The organism is Cytobacillus sp. SAFR-174 (assembly GCF_051964675.1).
Classification (GTDB): domain Bacteria; phylum Bacillota; class Bacilli; order Bacillales; family Cytobacillaceae; genus Cytobacillus.
In genome coordinates this window covers 257626-274898 of the sequence record NZ_JBQCMZ010000002.1, presented here as the reverse complement: position 1 = coordinate 274898, position 17273 = coordinate 257626, and the positions used below count along the sequence as shown (strand labels likewise).

Below are 17273 nucleotides of genomic sequence, written 5' to 3'. Positions count from 1 at the left end.
CTTCCAGAAGGTTCAGTGTTCATTAAAGTGATTCAAAATATTCTTTTGCATGCTCTGCCGACTGAAACATTTTTACTTCCGTAACTTCTTTTTCGTCATATGCCACTCCTAAAAATCCATCAGCAAGCTGAAGAATATCTGCAGATGAGGTATTTTCATCTTCAACGACCACTGTTTCTTCCATTTCCAGCTGACCCTTTTCAGCCCATGACTGTACTTCGGCAGAGTACGTATCAATATTCATACCCTCATCAATCCGGTCATCCAGCTCGGCAATAGAGAGCGGCTTCTTTTCACCTTTTGTGTTTGTGGCTTCATTGTATTCCTGGCTGCTGTTTTCCTTTTTAGCAGTTTCATCTTTTTTCTCTTCTCCCTCACTGCAGGCTGTCAGCATCATGCATGCAGTAAAAGCAAGCATCGATTTATGCATTCTGTTTCATCTCCTTCTTTATTTTGTAAGCTAGTATTCTATTACCCCAATTATTGGGTGGCACACATAAAAAATGAAGCATCCCCTCTAAAAAGATGCTTCACTGCTATTTTTTCCTGAGTTCATCTCTATCAAGTGATTGAGGCGGGTTTTCCAGCCAGCCGTTGTCAATCATAATTTTGGCTCCGTCGTCTGCGAAACTGCCGACTTTGATCATCATTTTAGCATACTGGATAGCCAAATCTTTTCTAACGCTTGCACCGATCGCTATTCCAAAGTCCATTACCCCGACTGCAGTTATACTTGCGATCAGAAACATCATTAATTTATCCGAAAAAGGTGAGATCGTTGAGTCTGTAATGGACCCATCCCATGTGCTGGGATAGGCTACATCGTCATTTTTTAAGACATTGAGAAAATATTCAACATGCTCCAGGCTCATGTCATAGCCTTTTTTGAAATAATTGCTTACCATTTTTTCTTTAGCTACCTGGCTGAATGCTAAAAGCATAGTTTTGGCAATATTGGATAACTCGATATTCGTTCCCAGATGGGCAATTTCGATAGCCAGCAGCTGACGTTTTTTGCCTGCAATCCCGCCAAGGAAACTATGGTCTGATACATACTTTACCTTTTTAGGATATTCAATATAGGGTGATCGAATGAAGATCCCCTTTTCCTGCATAGCCTCAGCTGCCATATCAAAGAGTTTTTCGGTTTGTTCATAGTATTTCTTAAACATGCTGCGAACGTCTTCTCTTGCAGAAACTGATTTAGCAAGTGAATAGGCATTCAATCCGGTTCTTCCCAGATGGTGCATGAATCTTAGATAGGTTATGTCTGAAAATAACTTGGGAGCGTCAATGTGCAGGTCTTGCTCATTAAATCCATCAGGGATGGGAAATTCCTCTGTCTTAAAGAGTGAGGCAATATCGTCTATGTGATCCTTCGCGATAGTCAGTGCGTAGTTCAATACCGGAAGCACATCCGGATCTTCATTTGTTTTTATATAGTGCTTTATGCAGCAGACTGCTGCTGTATCTGCTACATAGGTATTCCAGAGCATGGCCATTTCAGACGATATTAATTTAGGGATACTGCTGCCGTTCATATACTCACCAGCCATTTAGTAAAATTATATTTATATACTATATACGTTATATTAGCCGTTTTATATTAAATTTATTCAAAAATATGGAAATTCTATTCCGATATTCTTTTCGTTATACAGAAAAAGAACCAGCCGGAAGGCCAGTTCTGTTAAATTAATTTAACCTCAGTTCTCCTGATTTTTGGAACCCCTCTGTATGATAGGCATCAACTTTTTGAGGTGAAATGCTATAAATGTAATCACCTATATAGATAAGCCTCTCGATTGCATCTTCCCATTCTTCATAGATTGCTTCTTCTGTCTGATGGGTAATTTCACTTTGGAGCTCTATTCCGTTTTGGACAGTAATTTTGTATACTAACGCACCCTGGAAGTCGAATGTGGATTCAAACTGGCTTCCTTCTTTATTCTGGTAGATCGAAATGGGGAAACCATATAGATTTTTCTTTTTATCAACGAGAAGCGCTTTATGGTCGTAGTTTAAAGGCGAGTAGGTGCCGCGTCCTCCGATTATTTCTGTATCCTTTTCAACAGGATTACTTGTATCACTTACATCAAATAAAGATATTTTAACACCGTCCGTTGTAATAACAGGCTGGCTGCCAGCTCCTTTGCCTCCAGTAATCTTTGTATCATGACCAAAACCAATGAGATGATTTTTATCCAAAGGGTGCAGATAATTGCTGAAGCCGGGAATTTTTAATTCACCGAGAACACAAGGTTTTTCAGGATTTGAGCCATCAATAACAAAGAGAGGATCGGTTTCCTTAAAAGTAACCATATAAATCCGGTCATTCATAAACCTTGCGGAGTAAATCCTCTCCCCTTTTGCCAGGTCTTCAAGCTGGCCAATCTGTTTTAAATTTTTATCCAAAATGTAAAGGCTATTGGATGAAGGAGTCCGTTCATCCCAGGCTTCCCCTTTGGTTGTCACGACTCTGAAGTTCCCATTGTATTCATCCATTGAAAACTGATTTAAAACGGTGCCTTTTATTTCCGCAGATGTCTGGAATTCTACTTCTCCGTCTTTTATATTGAACTTAAAGATGCTCGTATCCGGATGTGGCATCTGTCTGTCGGCAATGATTTCATTATTGTATTGGGTGGCAGCTAAATATAAATTGTTTTGGGACATATAAAATTCATTTCCGCTGCCTAAGTAGCTTGTGACAGCTAATGGCTTCCTGCCGGCATTTAAATCCAATACAGCTATATTAATATAATTTGCATTTTGAGAACCGGGAAAATATTTTATTTCATTGTAATCAACGATTTGCTGCTCTTTACTCCCGGCAGTATCGTAATAACGGGGACGCAAATCGGCATTTTCATTTCTTTCCAGTATCCAATATTCGGGATGATAGCTTGTAATTAAATATACTTTTCCATCCATTAGCCTCGAAGCAAGCAGGCTGCCCTCAATGTCTGCTTCTCTAATTTGTTTTGGTTTTTGTTTGTTTTCGACATTATAAACAATTGTTTTGACCGATTGAAATGCAGGTGCAATCTTTTTTTCCGAAGACTCCTTCCCAATGGATCCAGGTATATCTTTATAGCTGTGACCCAAAATGATTAATTGGGTGCCTTCTATAAATAACTGATAGGGAGAAAAGTCTCCATTAAAAGTTAATTGAGATTCCAGTTCCATTTTATCTGCCGGAACTGCCTTGATAATCTGGACTTTATTTTCGGAGATTTTGTATATGTGCGTTCCATCTGTTTTTATCAGATCGGCTTCATCAATACCCGATACTTGCACATTTGTCCCCGAAAAATCTGTCCCTGCAGAATCTTCTGAGCTCTTTGCACTGCTGCTCTCCTCGCTTACCGCCATATCCCTTCCGGAAAAGAAAGTCCTTTCTTCCTTAAGCATTCTTGAAAAATAACTGTTCAATTCTTCTCTTGAGCCGATTGCCGGCAATGTATTAATAACTTTAAAGGCTGTTTTTACTGATTGATTCAGATTTTGTCCTCTCTTTGTTTTAATATCATTTGTGATCACCAATGTATAATGAGGTGAATGCACATTATATCCTTTCTCTGGCGGCTGAATTTCAATGGATTTATTATTGTTTTCCAGTGAGATTCTTACCTGCTCTTTTTCTCCCTCCTCATTCAGAATATAAACAGAGCTATTGTTAACACTATCCGGATTAAGTTCTTTAGAGATCGCAATCTCCCACACTTTATTGTTTAAAACAACTAATTCTTCATTAGTTCCTGCCAGAGTACTCACAATTTTTAATCTGTTAAAGAATGAAAAAGATACAAGTGTTATAAGGATTAATGTGATACAACCAAGAAAAAGCCATTTATTTTTCATAACAGACACCCCTTTTTAAGTAAGTTGACGCACTGCCTCTTCCAATAGTTACAAATTTTTCAAGAAATTTTTTTCTGAAATTAGTGAATTTTCTTGATGGCAGAGTTAAAATTTTATTTATTAAATAGAGGAAGAAGGTTTTCATTATTGCTGGATGAGAGAAACAAAACAAACGGCTTTCTATTGCTGATATTAGCTAATATGATATGGGGAGGTAATTTTGTTATAGGGAGAATTGGTGTTGATTATTTTCCGCCGGTCCTTTTTTCCCTTATGCGCTGGATCATTGCCTTTTTGCTTTTAACTCCTTTTTTGATAAGGCAGCTTAAAAATGATTGGAATGTTATAAGGAAGCATATGAAGATCCTTTTGCTCTTGGCTGTGACCGGTATTGCCGGTTACAATACAATCATTTATGTTGCACTGCAATACACCACATCTATAAATGCTTCAGTCGTAAATAGTACAACTCCGCTTTTTATCGCCATTTTGGCCGTGTTTTTATTAAGAGAAAAGCTTCTGGCCCACCAGGCAGCTGGAATTATCCTGTCAGTCTTTGGGATTATATTTGTCATTTCAAAGGGATCGTTTGAGGTGTTTCTTTCATGGAAAATAAATGGCGGGGATCTTTACGTTTTGGCAGCGGTTTTTATGTGGGCTATTTATTCTGTGATTGGCAAAAAATATGCAGACGTGCTGCCTTTGCTATCTGCTTTTTATGTATCTGTTTTTCTTGGCATTTTACTATTGGCGCCCTTAAGCCTGGTTGAATACTTTTTGCTGCAAGCAGCAAAACCTGTCTTCACCCTTCACTCTATAGGGATCTTGCTGTATGTTGGGTTTCTGGCTTCCATTATGGCTTTTCTATCATGGAATTTTGGAGTTCACATAATCGGAGCAGCCAAAGCGGGGGTTTTTCTCAATCTGCTTCCTGTTTTCGCTATTATCTTCGCCTTGTGTTTTACACAGGAAAAATTGTATTTATATCAGATAGTTGGCGGGGGCATTGTAATTGTCGGCGTAGTCCTGTCTTCCAGGAAATCTATGCGATCTAAGAGTCATTCGCAAGAAGATCCGTTTTCAGCATAAAAACTCCCCTCAGCTCTGGCTGAGGGGAGTTTTCTTTTATATATCACCAATCCTGGGTACGCTCTAATAAATGATCAATTTCCACCTGTCTGATCATATAGCCAAGATCTTCTTCGGCAATCTCAGATGTGGATTCCAATAGCTGATCAATATCCATTTGCACCAATCTCATAACCAGACCTCCATTTTAACAAAGTAATCATAATCTATAATCTCTTTCCTGCTATACTATTCGCTGTTCATATGACAGGTATGGGGGCAGCCGAGAATTATTATAAATATTTAATACCCGATTTTCTGAGAGAGTAATCCTTTATGCAAAAATCAGGTTGAATGAATATTCATTTTTATTCACAGCTCAGCTGGCAGGTTAATAGTATATAGTGAGTTTTAAAAAATCGTAACAGGGTATAGAGTCATAAAATACATTGCTGTTTGAAGGTGTCTATTATGAAATCTAACTTTAGTGATTTTGCAAAGCTATTGGAATCTGCTCTTGATAAAGGGCAAACAGATACAGACATGACTATTCATGAATTGCTTGATGATATAAAAAATCAGCTTGAACCTTTAATAAACAAAAAGGAAATCGACTAATGCGCCGATTTCCTTTTTGTTTTGCTTTATTTTGCAATAAACATTTGTGTCCAATAAGATCCCTCATCCGTATATCCTACACCAATATGTGTAAAGGTGCCGTTTAAAATATTTTTCCGATGCCCTTCACTTTCCATCCATGCCTGCACCACTTGTTCAGGAGACTGCTGACCCATGGCAATATTTTCGCCTGCGGTGCTGTAATTGACCCCAAAATCCCTCATCATATCAAATGGCGAACCATAAGTGGGACTTGTATGGGAAAAGTAATTTTTCTTCTGCATATCATTTGATTTTGCCTGTGCCACACCGCTTAGCGGTTTATCTGATTTTAGTGCATTAAGCCCATTTTTCTTCCGTTCTGCATTTGTTAACTGGATTACTTTAGATTCAAAGTTATTTATGTCATCATTTTGAGCAGCTGGTGTCTGTTCACCTTGTCCTTGAGGCGCCTGTTCAGTCCCTTCCTGTGTAGGGTTTTCTGCAGGTGCTTGGGGCTGCTGACCCTCTTGGCTAAACGGCTGAGCAAATTGACGCCCTTCAGTTTGTCCGCCTTCCATTCCCTGATTTTGCTGTTGGCCCTCTCCAAATTGGTACAACGGCATACCGCCATCATCAGCTAATTGACTATGAGGGAATTCCTGGCTTGGTGTTGCAGTACTATATGAATTAGGATCAATAGTGAGGTACCCATTATTTACTTTTTGTAACTCAAGCGGAGCTGTTCCCCGTCTTTCTCTGTCCACATTCACATTATTGGTATTGCTAATTTCCTTCAGGTCATCACCGGTTAATTCCCCAGTATCCATGCCCTGCTGATTATTATTACATGCAGCAAGCGTTAGAATAAGGAAAATACCAATAAAAAAGTTTTTCTTTAATAACATGGTCTTATTCTCCTTTAAAAAGTGTAAGTTTTACTCTTTTATCATACGGAGAAGGACGAAAAGTATAGGTGGAAAAATTGAGCAGTCATTTAGAGGACACTTTAAAAGGCTTTGCATAGTTTATTTATAAAAGATGAGAAGGAGGATTCTCTTTGAGGCAATATGTTATTACCGGCATGAATGGTGCCCATTATTACGGATATTCCCAGACGCAGTATGGTCCCTGGTGTCAGCCTATTCAACAAGGATATCCCTATCACAGCATTTGGCATCCGAGTCACTATCATTCCCTGCACTATACTGCTGCGCCGCTGCAGAGATATTTCTAAATATAAAAAACGCATGCCGGCAGATGACATGCGTTTTTTTATCTGATTATATAACTTGATCAGCTATTTTTTGAATCGCTGTAATGGCTTGTTCAAGCTGGTTTCTGTTCACATCATAGTGCGTAACAAAACGTACATAACTAGGTCCAAAAGTTCCTGACAGAACGCCTTCCGCCTTTAGTTTTTCAACAAATTCCGAAGAATTGGTCTTAAGTTTTTTTACATCTGCCACAATGATATTCGTATCCACCTGGTTTACAATTTCAATGCCTTTAATTTGGCCAAGCTGCTGTGCAAGATATTGGGCATTTTCATGGTCCTCTGCCAGGCGTTCTCTCATTTGTGTTAATGCAATAAGGCCTGGAGCAGCCAGGATGCCAGCCTGGCGGAGTCCCCCGCCAAGTCTTTTGCGCCATTTTCTGGCGGCTGTTATGAAATCTCTATTTCCTGCCAGTATGGATCCCACGGGAGCACCAAGCCCTTTGGACAGGCATACCTGGACTGTGTCGCAATGCTTAGCAAATTCGGACGCCGGGAGATTCAATGCTGCTGCGGCATTGAATAATCTTGCTCCATCTATATGTACAGGGACATTATTTGCTTTTGCGATTTTATGAATTTCTTTCATATTATCGGTGGGAATTACAGCACCGCCGGCTCGATTATGCGTATTTTCCAGACAAATCAAGCCGGTCTCAGGAAAATGCTGATCCTCTCCCCTAATGGCATACTCCACATCAGAAGGATTCATGGCCCCTCTTGTTCCATTTAACGTTCTCGTCTGGACACCGGCAAATGCAGAAGAAGCTCCGCTTTCATAATAAAAAATATGGCTTTCTGCTTCGAGGATAATTTCATTGCCAGGGCGGCAATGTGTTAAAATGGCGATCTGGTTTCCCTGTGTGCCGCTCGTTACAAAAAGAGCCGCTTCCTTTCCAAGCACTTCAGCAGCTGTTTCCTCCAGTTGATTTATGGAAGGATCCTCCCCATAAACATCATCTCCAACGTCGGCTTCATAAGCCGCTTTTCTCATAGCTTCAGTCGGCTTTGTGACTGTATCGCTTCTTAAATCAATCATTTCCTCACCCTGTCTCTATCTATTTTTACTTCATGTTACTGTACTATTCTGTATTTTTCAATTAATAAAAAGAGCCATTGCAGGCTCTTGATAATTTTTTTACAATCTATATAAATATGCCGGTCCATTTTTTAGTTGATAATGCCGTTTCCGGCTATATCCACTTTAACTTTTACGTTTATTGGCAGATTTGGGTATACATCGTCCTTCCATTTTATTGATTCCCATACAGAAGGGTGCATGGCAATGAGTCTTCTCCCGATACCCAGACCATCACAATTTGCAGCCTGCATTTTTTTTATTGTTCTGTTCGCATCCTTAGTCAGCTCTTGAGATAATTTTTTAATTAATTCTTTAATTTTATCCTGCTTATCCAGCTTATTCTGGGGAAACTCTGAAATATTAATTTTCATTTTTACTTTTATATCCGCACCCTGTATTGAATTGTTGCTGATTTGAAGCTTTAATTTGCTTGAAGACTTTATTACATCGAATGATATAAAGTTTAAATGCCCTATTTCTTCATTTTTTGTCGCTTTTTTTGTGAATCTCATGGTTTTCCCTAATTGATTATCCATAAGGATATACATTTTTGACTCATCTTCCCCAAGACTTTCACCGGTAAATGACCTTTCGTTGAACATGGCAAGTCCTTTAACTTGGACTTCATTATCCGAGGTCAGGCCGAGATATGGCAAGAGGAAATCTTCGCCGGGATCAAACAGCTCAGCGCAAATCGATTGGATATTTTCTTCTGTGATAAATGATACTATTTCTGTACTTACTATTAAGTTATGTAAATAATCACTAACCTTCCCTTCCTCCTGCAGCCTGCTTTTAAGGATTTCATCTCCTCTTCCTTCAGCAATCGCGATTTTGGCACTTAAGGAGCTTTTGGGATCGCGATAAAAAACGTCAAGAACCGGATATATATCCTGCTTTGCCAGTTCACTGCCAATAATCATTATTCTTAATTTGGAAGCATCAAATTTTTTTGGTGCTTTTTTGTCAATATTTACTCTTCCATCCCTGGGAGTGTTCCCCGTGGCTGTAACATATTCTGAACGGGCTTTTGATGGGGAATCCGGGCTTGTTCCCAGAACTGGTGATGTAACGCCATCACGTATTCTGCCGTCCGGTTCAAGATCAAAGCTTGCGCTCATATAAAGCCTTGCTTCTTTTAATAAGTTCTGATCCCAGCAGCCGGTCAGGAAGATGCTGATCATCAGGAGAAGAAGTATTCTTTTAAAGGTAATCAAAACGGCTGCTGCCCCCTTTTTGTTTTCTCTTGAATACGTAAGAAAAGACCAGCAATAGGAATGGGATTATAATGATAAAAAGTAAACTGACATAAGACATCAGTTGGGATAACTTCTCCGTTAATCCTATAATTGGCTTGATTCCACTGGCGCCAAGGAAAATTACAGCTGCAAAAATATAAACAAAGAAGCGGTTTTTCCCCTTAGGGATCAGTTTTTTTGCACTTTTTGCAGACATATAAAGGTAGCTCACAAAAGAAGTGAACACGGAAATAATCCAAATGGACAAAAAGAATAAATCGGTTCGTTCGATGATTTTAAACGAATAGGACTTTAAAATAAATAACATCGGTTCAGGAACGAGCGCAATCTCTTCTGGGCTGTAATAAATAAAGTGGATAATGATCAAATAGGTGTAAAGTAAAGTAATTAGCGCATTGGCACCGGTCATTATACGGTATCTTCGCTTGTGTTCAGCATTTGTCAATGAATAAATAACCAGAACCATCTCAAAGCCAAGCATAGCAATAACAGCTTCCTTGCTTCCCAGTAAAATATCCTTGATGCCTTCTTTACCGATAGGAAAAAGAAAATAAATATTTGCATCCTTTATCGTATATGAGATTAAAAAGATCAGCAGGAGCAGTAAGGGTGTGACCAATGTATAAAATCGGCCAATGACTCGAATTCCCTCCCTGCAAAGAGCGGCGGCCAAAAAAGAGAACATGCCTCCAATTGCCCAGCTTGGAGTTCTGGGAAGTATCCATGTGGCAATAATTTTGTTAAAGAGCGAAAGGATCATGACTCCAATCAATAAGAAATACAGAAGATATAAGCATATAATAAAGTTTCCGATTATCTTTCCAGCTGTTATTTGGGCGATGTCAAATATATTACGTCCATTAAATTTTTTCAGCAGGAAATAATACATAGTCAGAATGAGCTGAACAAAGACCCCTGCAACCATTAAAGATATCCAGCCGTCTGTCTTTGAAGCCTTATACATCGTGAAGGGAAGAGATAAAACTCCTACTCCAATTTGTGTTTGAATAATGATAAAAAAAAGCTGAGGAAGATCGATTGATTCTTTATTCTTCATGCTTCTTCCACCCTCTTGAATCCTTCTGCCTAAAAAGATCAATGGCACCCGAGCTTTGCGGGCGTTTATTCATCATCCAAAGCGGAATCCTGATAAATGTGTCTTTTATTTCCTTTAGACGAAATGGTGCAAACGGGGCAAAATACGGAACGCCAAAAGACTCCAGTCTGCATAGTGCAATTAATATATAGATGATCCCAAACATTAAACCGACAAAGCCCATTATGGAAGCGAGAATCATCAGAGGGAAACGAAGGAGCCGGACGGTAGTGCTCATTTCATTTGACGGTACCACAAAAGAGGAAACCGCAGTTAAAGCAACCACAACAATCATAATATTTGAAATGAGCCCCGCATTGACAACCGCATCGCCAATGACAAGTCCCCCTACTATTCCAATCGTTTGCCCAATCGGCCTTGGCAGACGTATTCCTGCTTCACGAATTAATTCAATGGTCAGTTCCATCATGAACGCTTCCAATAATGGCGGATACGGTATTCCCTCAACTGAATTTTTCAGCGGAATCACTAATTCATGGGGAATTACCTCAAGATGGAAGGCATTAATGGCGATATAAATCCCCGGAAGTGTAATGGCTATGATAAAACTTAGAAACCGGAGAACACGGATAAATGTTGCCGGTATCCATCTGCTATTGTAATCGTCAGGTGACTGATAGAAAGTAACGAACGTGGCAGGCATTATTAAAGCTGTAGGGGTGCCCTCAGCCATTAAGATAATCCTGCCTTCCGTTAAGTTTGCCATTACACGATCCGGACGTTCTGTATTAAGGATTTGCGGGAATATGCTGAATGCATTATCCTCAATAAACTCTTCAATATAACCGGGACTAATAATCATATCTGTTTTAATAAATGAAAGTCTTCTCTCAATCTCTCTGACAATTTCCTCATTTGCAATTCCTTTCAGGTATACTAATGAGATTTTCGTTTTTGACTTAGTCCCAATTGTCATATAACTGACAGTTAAATCCGGGCTTTCGATGCGGTTGCGGATCAGAAATATATTGGTCTGCAGGTTTTCTATAAAACCATCATGCGACCCTCTAACCACAACTTCATTTACAGGCTCCTGAATCGTTCTTTCCAGCTCTTTTGGGAAGCTTACCATATAAATTTTCTGTGAATCAGGAAGGCAGACCGCAAAGCTGCCTTTTAACAATAAATTGACTATTTCTTCTTCATTTTTTGTCTCCTTGCCGTGGAGAGAAACCAAAAACTCTTCAATGTGTTCCCCTTTTAAGTTGGATAAGGGCACAAATACAACCTCATAAAATTTCTCTTTTGAAACAACAGATTCAAGGTAAAATATCCTGATTTTTTGGTCATTAACTTGAATATTCCATTCCCTGAAATCCTGTGTGTCTTTGAATTTGCCCACAAAAGATAATAGCGGCTGCTGCATAGATTGATCCGTATTTTTATTGAGTTTGCGGATTTTATTGATTTTCATGCTGCGAAAGTTCATCTTGCTGCACCACGATTCGGATTTTTTTTGTATTTTCTCCTTATTTATCGAAAAAATTCCTTGGGAAAAATTAACTGAAACAAAGTTCATAAGTTGTTCAAAAGTTTATTTTGGTGTTAGAACGTTGTCGTAATGCTATTTGCAGAAAATGAATTCATGTCAAGAAGCTTTACATTTTTTTCCTTCTAAGTTTTGTCACAACTTTTCATATTTGCTTATGTTAATATCATTTACACAGTGATAACTAAGTTAAATAAGTGCTTTAAGGATGTGTAAGTTTTCAATAAATATATTTTTTTGACATCTTTGTGAAAACACGCACATTATTTGTGAATTATTTAACAATAGTTTTGTTTAAAGGAGATGAAACAACAGATGAAGAAAATGCTGCTCTCATTAACAGCTATATTACCGATGCTTATTCTCAGCGGCTGTAATATGGTTGTGTTTGAACCGCAGGGCCCTGTTGCTAGAAGCATTACCGAATTAATTAACTGGTCCCTGATCTGGATGCTTCTTGTTGTAGTCGTCGTATTTGGATTATTTGGCTACATCGTCTGGAAATATCGCGAGAAACCAGAAAATAAGGATTATGAACCGCCTGAGGAACATGGAAGCACACTCCTTGAAATTATCTGGACCGGGATTCCGATCTTAATTGTCATTGCATTAACGATCCCGACCGTAAAAACACTTTATGCTCTTGAAGAAGCACCAAAAGGCTACGAAGAAAAAGAGCCTATTACCATACATGTAACCTCTGCAGACTGGAAATGGATTTTCAGTTATCCAGAAGAAGGAATTGAGACGGTGAACTATGTCAATATTCCTGAAGATAGACCTGTGCTGTTCAAAATGACTTCTGCAAGCACCATGCAATCGTTCTGGGTGCCTGCACTTGGCGGACAAAAATACACCATGCCGAAAATGGAAACAGAATTATATCTTGTCGCAGACAACCCTGGATCTTATGAAGGCCAGAATACGAACTTTAACGGCCGCGGCTATGCGGATATGAAATTTGAAGTGCTCGCCCAAACCCAGAAAGATTTTGACCAATGGGTTGAAGATGTTAAGGATACAGCGCCTAAATTGACTGAGAAAGAATACGTTGGGCTGCTGAAGCCTACTCATTTAGGAAGACTGACCTATTCAAATACTCATTTGGAATGGGTTAACCATGCCGATCCTGACTCTAAGGCATATACAAATCCTGAACTCTACAGAGGTCATGGATATCAGGGTAAGACGTTCGAAGAAGACGATAATTATAAAAATAAGAAACCGAATGTAATTGAAGGTCATGGCGAAGATAAGGGCCATGATGTGAGTGAAGAAAACCATGGAGGTGACCATCATGGGCATTAAATGGGATGAGTTTTTTATTACGGGAGATCCCCTTATACTAGGTTCTCAGATTGCTATTTTGCTGACAATGATCGGTGCAGTGGCTGGGATTACCTATTTGAAAAAATGGAAATACCTGTGGACAGAATGGCTGACTACAGTTGATCATAAAAAAATCGGTATTATGTATATTATCTCCGCTGTATTAATGTTTTTCCGCGGCGGGATGGACGGGTTGCTGATGAAAGCTCAGACATCACGTCCCGAAATGGAATTCCTGAATTCCCAGCATTACAACGAAATTTTCACAACACACGGCGTGATTATGATTCTTTTCATGGCGATGCCGTTTTTGATTGGTTTAATGAACGTTGTCATTCCGCTGCAGATCGGTGCCCGTGACGTTGCCTTCCCTCAGCTGAATGCTCTAAGCTTCTGGCTGTTCTTCAGCGGAGCTATGCTATTCAATATTTCCTTCGTTATCGGAGGGTCACCTGATGCTGGCTGGACTTCCTACTTCCCTCTTGCAGGCAAGGAATTCAGTCCAGGCATTGGCAATAACTATTATGCAGTTGCCCTTCAGATTGCCGGTATCGGTACATTAATGACGGGTATAAACTTTATCGTCACGATTTTGAAAATGAGAACAAAAGGTATGACACTGATGAAAATGCCGATGTTCACGTGGACTACTTTCGTAACATCCATTTTGATTGTGGCTGCTTTCCCTATTTTCACTGTCGCATTGGCATTAATGACGTTTGACCGTCTATATGGAACACACTTCTTTACCGTATCCGGCGGAGGCATGGATATGCTTTGGGCTAACCTGTTCTGGCTATGGGGGCACCCTGAGGTATATATTGTTGCCCTTCCTGCTTTCGGGATTTTCTCAGAAGTCATTGCAACTTTTTCAAGAAAATCATTGTTTGGATATAAATCGATGGTATTTTCCATCCTTGGAATTGCGCTATTAAGTATGGTTGTATGGGTTCACCATTTCTATACAATGGGTTCAGGACCTGCAGTTAACTCATTCTTTTCCATCACGACGATGGCGATTGCCATACCGACTGGAGTTAAGATGTTCAACTGGCTGTTTACGATGCGTAAAGGCCGCATAAAAATTACGTCTGCAATGCTTTGGGCACTTGCATTCGTTCCTTGCTTTGTCATCGGCGGGGTTACAGGCGTTATGCTGGCAATGGGTGCAGCGGATTATCAGTATCACAATACCTTATTCCTGGTTGCCCACTTCCACTATGTATTAATTCCGGGTGTCGTGTTTGCAGTATTTGCAGGCCTGTACTACTGGTGGCCAAAAATGTTCGGCTTCATGCTGAATGAAAAAATCGGAAAATGGCATTTCTGGCTATTCGTTATCGGCTTTAATGTAACATTCATGCCTATGTTCTTCCTTGGATTAAACGGAGCAGTAAGACGTGCATACACTTACTCTGCCGAGTCAGGCTTTGCACCTCTATTCATGCTTTCGGCCATTGGTTCTATTGTTCTTGCAGCCGGATTCGCTGTCTTCTGCTATAACATTTACTGGAGCATCCGCTATGCGGACAGAAACATCTCAAGCGATCCATGGGATGCAAGAACTCTGGAATGGTCTACTGCATCACCTGTTCAGTTCTATAACTTTGCGAAGCTGCCGGAAGTGAAATCTCTTGATCCATTCTGGCACATGAAGAAAAAGAATGAAGGTTTAACATTGCATGACAGTGAAATTGAAGAAATTCATATGCCAAGCAACTCATGGGTACCGATTTATATGGGTGTTATCTTTGGCATCGCAGGTTTCTTCCTTGTGTTTGAATGGCACATCGCGGCTGCTGTTGCCGGTATCGGCATCTTTGCCGGATTGATTATCCGTTCATTCGATTACAACGAAGGATTCCATGTTTCAAAAGAAGAAATTCACCGAATTGAAAACGCGTGGAGAAAAACAGAAGGAGAGGTGCACGATCATGTCAGCTAAAGTGGATACGTCTCTGCCGCTTGAATATCAAACTGAGCAGGACCGCATGAATATTCTCGGCTTCTGGGTTTTCCTTGGCGCTGAAATCGTCCTGTTCGCCACTCTGTTCGGAGTATATGGAGTTTTATATGAACGCTTTGCAGGAGGGCCAACACATAAAGATATCTTTGTCATCAAGGATGTCATGATTCAGACAGTCCTCCTTCTGACAAGTAGCTTTACAATGGGTATTGCCATTTTTGAAATGCGCCGGCATAACCTTAAAGGGCTAATCACCTGGCTGGTGATTACCCTCGCTCTTGGCGCAGGCTTCCTTTTCATGGAGATTAATGAATTCGTCCATTATGCCCATGAGGGTGCAACTATGCAGACAAGCGCATTCCTTTCCAGCTTATTTGTTTTGCTGGGGACACACGGAGCTCACGTAACTTTGGGCATCGGCTGGGCAACGATGGTCATCATTCAGCTTCTAAAAAGAGGCCTTACCCCTACTACAGCAAGAAAGACGTTTATTATCGGCCTTTACTGGCACTTCCTTGATGTAGTCTGGATCTTTATCTTCACATTTGTGTATCTGAAAGGACTGGTGGCTTAAATGGAACATCATCAATCAAAAAGCTTCCCGATAAGCCATGTCATTGGATTTGTAGTTTCCCTTGTGCTGACTTTTGCAGCAGCAGGAATTGCATTAAAAACGAACCTTTCTTTTAAAGTGATCATGTGGATCATCGGCTCACTGGCTGTCGTTCAGGCAGGGATGCAGCTGTTCATGTTCATGCACTTAAGAGAAGGTGAAGACGGCAAAACGAACCTGGTCAATATGATTTATGCCGTATTTATGGTAATTGTCATTGTAGTTGGTTCTATTTGGGTGTTAACCTCTGGACATGCTTCACATTAAGTTATGAAAGCACAAGTGCCTTGATCACGGCGCTGATGCTAGGCATTACAAAAAAACCGGTCTCCCCATTGGAGGCCGGTTTTATTTGTATTGTCTGATTCCCTTGCTTCCCTTTGTCATTTCTTCCATTACGTTGATAAAAAATCCGAATCCGAACAATAGCATGGAAGAAACCATAATGCTTAAGCCGATGGATAATACATATTCGCCTGTGATTCCGCTTACAAAAAAGCCTGATATAAAAACAATGAAACCTACTATAATACCTGCTGCTGTACTATTCCTGAAAAAATGCAGTACACGCTGCTGTTGAAGTGTCATTTCCCCATCTCCTTTTATTTAATATTCTAACTATGTTCACAAATTTGTCAAACTTTTTGTCACAAATTTGTCAAAATTATTTTCGTAAAAAAAAAGCTCTGCAAGCTGCAAAGCGATTTTCTACTGATATAGCTTTTTAATGTTCTCCAAATCTTTCTTCAGACTGCATATTTCCTGCCGGGTCAGCATGAGCGGCATTTGATCGTAGAGTGTAATAATTTGTCCTCCCTCATCTTCTTCATGAAGGGATAGATAGTTATACAGAGTTTCACATTGGTTTTTGTTGAGGACTGACTGGGTACTGAAGCTTTTTACTTTCTGGATTTCAAAGGCACTGGCTTCCGCATGAAAAACACCTGTGATAATGTTTCCCTGCAATGTATTGGCCAAAGTCTTCACTCCCCTTTTTTAAGTAATATACCCATTTTTCAGAAGTAATTGCCTAATATATTGGATTTGTTTAGAAAGATTATTATCCGGTAAAGGCATTTAAATCAAAAATAGGGAAGGGAAAAACTGTATAGAAAGGAAATATATGATATATCGAATTAAATAAAGGGGAGAATTCTATGAGTAAATCATTTATTGAACAAGTACATTATATTAGAATTCCTGTAAAAGATTTAGAACTGTCTGCCCAATGGTATAGAGATGTATTAGGGCTCCAGTTACTAAACAATACTGGAAAACTTGCAATTTTAAAAGTAAATGAAGGACCTTTCTTACTGATCTTAGTTCCTACCGAAGATGAAACTTTTGCTCATTTTACAATTGATAATGAACAAGAATTTAGCATTGGGTTTACAAGTCCAGAATTATCTAAATTTCATCAGCACTTAATTGATAATCAAGTTAAGGTCGAGGATATAAAAGAAGATAATGGTCATGCCTTTTTCCATTTTTATGACCCAAATGGCAATAAACTTCAAGTACACTGGTGAGATTATAATAAATAGTTCATTTTGAACGGTATTGGAACGGGAACGCCCTAACCAGACGTTCCCATAATCCTTCCTGAAAACAACT

The 17273-nt window shown here is 39.6% G+C and carries 19 protein-coding genes; 8 read left to right on the top strand and 11 right to left on the bottom strand.

All coding sequences use genetic code 11. The features are described from left to right. Positions 1 to 22: 22 nt before the first annotated feature. The 3 genes from ACTHRG_RS03660 to ACTHRG_RS03650 form a co-directional block, all read right to left on the bottom strand. Positions 23 to 430, bottom strand: a complete 408-nt coding sequence (locus ACTHRG_RS03660; RefSeq protein ID WP_076262303.1) for a hypothetical protein — start codon at positions 428 to 430, stop codon at positions 23 to 25. A gap of 106 nt (positions 431 to 536) precedes the next feature. Beyond that, positions 537 to 1541 (bottom strand): DUF3231 family protein, encoded by a 1005-nt coding sequence (locus ACTHRG_RS03655; RefSeq protein WP_440230590.1) that lies wholly within the window; start codon positions 1539 to 1541, stop codon positions 537 to 539. A gap of 154 nt (positions 1542 to 1695) precedes the next feature. Then, positions 1696 to 3864, bottom strand: coding sequence for a beta-propeller domain-containing protein (locus tag ACTHRG_RS03650; protein ID WP_076262298.1), 2169 nt, complete (start codon positions 3862 to 3864; stop codon positions 1696 to 1698). A 96-nt stretch (positions 3865 to 3960) separates the two neighbouring features. Between ACTHRG_RS03650 and ACTHRG_RS03645 the strand changes: the two genes are divergently transcribed. Then, positions 3961 to 4953, top strand: coding sequence for a DMT family transporter (locus ACTHRG_RS03645; protein ID WP_440230589.1), 993 nt, complete (start codon positions 3961 to 3963; stop codon positions 4951 to 4953). 43 nt (positions 4954 to 4996) lie between these two features. Here the strand turns inward: ACTHRG_RS03645 and ACTHRG_RS03640 are convergent, their stop codons facing one another. After that, positions 4997 to 5125 (bottom strand): hypothetical protein, encoded by a 129-nt coding sequence (locus ACTHRG_RS03640; protein ID WP_258750318.1) that lies wholly within the window; start codon positions 5123 to 5125, stop codon positions 4997 to 4999. A 278-nt stretch (positions 5126 to 5403) separates the two neighbouring features. Here ACTHRG_RS03640 and ACTHRG_RS03635 point away from each other — a divergent pair, with 278 nt between their 5' ends. Further along, entirely contained in the window at positions 5404 to 5550 is a 147-nt protein-coding gene (locus ACTHRG_RS03635) for a hypothetical protein (RefSeq protein WP_175609164.1), read from the top strand. Between the two features lie 26 nt (positions 5551 to 5576). On the opposite strand, the gene ACTHRG_RS03630 is transcribed toward ACTHRG_RS03635, so the two are convergent. Continuing rightward, positions 5577 to 6437 carry a CAP domain-containing protein gene (locus ACTHRG_RS03630; RefSeq protein WP_076262294.1) on the bottom strand — a complete coding sequence of 287 codons (861 nt, stop codon included), beginning with the start codon at positions 6435 to 6437 and terminating at the stop codon, positions 5577 to 5579. A 152-nt stretch (positions 6438 to 6589) separates the two neighbouring features. Between ACTHRG_RS03630 and ACTHRG_RS03625 the strand changes: the two genes are divergently transcribed. Further along, a complete protein-coding gene (locus tag ACTHRG_RS03625; RefSeq protein ID WP_175609163.1) occupies positions 6590 to 6766 on the top strand; it encodes a hypothetical protein in 177 nt (58 codons plus the stop codon). A 46-nt stretch (positions 6767 to 6812) separates the two neighbouring features. Here the strand turns inward: ACTHRG_RS03625 and ltaE are convergent, their stop codons facing one another. The 4 genes from ltaE to ACTHRG_RS03605 all read right to left on the bottom strand — a co-directional run bounded on the left by ltaE (position 6813) and on the right by ACTHRG_RS03605 (position 11691). Further along, complete coding sequence (ltaE, locus tag ACTHRG_RS03620; RefSeq protein ID WP_076262292.1) at positions 6813 to 7844, bottom strand: low-specificity L-threonine aldolase; 1032 nt, start codon at positions 7842 to 7844, stop codon at positions 6813 to 6815. Between the two features lie 131 nt (positions 7845 to 7975). Further along, positions 7976 to 9103: a Ger(x)C family spore germination protein gene (locus tag ACTHRG_RS03615; protein ID WP_076262290.1), complete on the bottom strand. Its 1128-nt coding sequence runs from the start codon at positions 9101 to 9103 to the stop codon at positions 7976 to 7978. After that, positions 9090 to 10202 (bottom strand): GerAB/ArcD/ProY family transporter, encoded by a 1113-nt coding sequence (locus tag ACTHRG_RS03610; RefSeq protein ID WP_440230588.1) that lies wholly within the window; start codon positions 10200 to 10202, stop codon positions 9090 to 9092. The genes ACTHRG_RS03615 and ACTHRG_RS03610 overlap by 14 nt, the downstream gene beginning before the upstream one ends. Further along, entirely contained in the window at positions 10192 to 11691 is a 1500-nt protein-coding gene (locus ACTHRG_RS03605; RefSeq protein ID WP_440230587.1) for a spore germination protein, read from the bottom strand. The genes ACTHRG_RS03610 and ACTHRG_RS03605 overlap by 11 nt, the downstream gene beginning before the upstream one ends. A gap of 375 nt (positions 11692 to 12066) precedes the next feature. On the opposite strand from ACTHRG_RS03605, the gene qoxA reads away from it, so the two are divergent. From qoxA to qoxD, 4 genes are read left to right on the top strand one after another with little or no spacing between them, the layout of a single operon-like run. Next, the gene (gene qoxA / locus ACTHRG_RS03600) at positions 12067 to 13059 is read left to right on the top strand and encodes a cytochrome aa3 quinol oxidase subunit II (protein WP_440230586.1); all 993 of its coding nucleotides are present in this window, start codon (positions 12067 to 12069) and stop codon (positions 13057 to 13059) included. Further along, the gene (gene qoxB, locus ACTHRG_RS03595; protein ID WP_076262282.1) at positions 13049 to 15025 is read left to right on the top strand and encodes a cytochrome aa3 quinol oxidase subunit I; all 1977 of its coding nucleotides are present in this window, start codon (positions 13049 to 13051) and stop codon (positions 15023 to 15025) included. Before qoxA ends, qoxB begins: the two co-directional genes overlap by 11 nt. Further along, complete coding sequence (gene qoxC, locus ACTHRG_RS03590) at positions 15015 to 15620, top strand: cytochrome aa3 quinol oxidase subunit III (RefSeq protein ID WP_076262280.1); 606 nt, start codon at positions 15015 to 15017, stop codon at positions 15618 to 15620. The genes qoxB and qoxC overlap by 11 nt, the downstream gene beginning before the upstream one ends. Continuing rightward, positions 15621 to 15926: a cytochrome aa3 quinol oxidase subunit IV gene (gene qoxD / locus ACTHRG_RS03585; protein ID WP_076262278.1), complete on the top strand. Its 306-nt coding sequence runs from the start codon at positions 15621 to 15623 to the stop codon at positions 15924 to 15926. Between the two features lie 81 nt (positions 15927 to 16007). Here the strand turns inward: qoxD and ACTHRG_RS03580 are convergent, their stop codons facing one another. Both ACTHRG_RS03580 and ACTHRG_RS03575 read right to left on the bottom strand, forming a co-directional pair. Next, entirely contained in the window at positions 16008 to 16247 is a 240-nt protein-coding gene (locus ACTHRG_RS03580) for a hypothetical protein (RefSeq protein WP_076262276.1), read from the bottom strand. Positions 16248 to 16367: 120 nt separating this feature from the next. Further along, a complete protein-coding gene (locus ACTHRG_RS03575) occupies positions 16368 to 16646 on the bottom strand; it encodes a hypothetical protein (protein WP_286149065.1) in 279 nt (92 codons plus the stop codon). Between the two features lie 170 nt (positions 16647 to 16816). Here ACTHRG_RS03575 and ACTHRG_RS03570 point away from each other — a divergent pair, with 170 nt between their 5' ends. After that, positions 16817 to 17188, top strand: coding sequence for a VOC family protein (locus ACTHRG_RS03570; protein WP_076262272.1), 372 nt, complete (start codon positions 16817 to 16819; stop codon positions 17186 to 17188). Positions 17189 to 17273 lie beyond the last annotated feature (85 nt).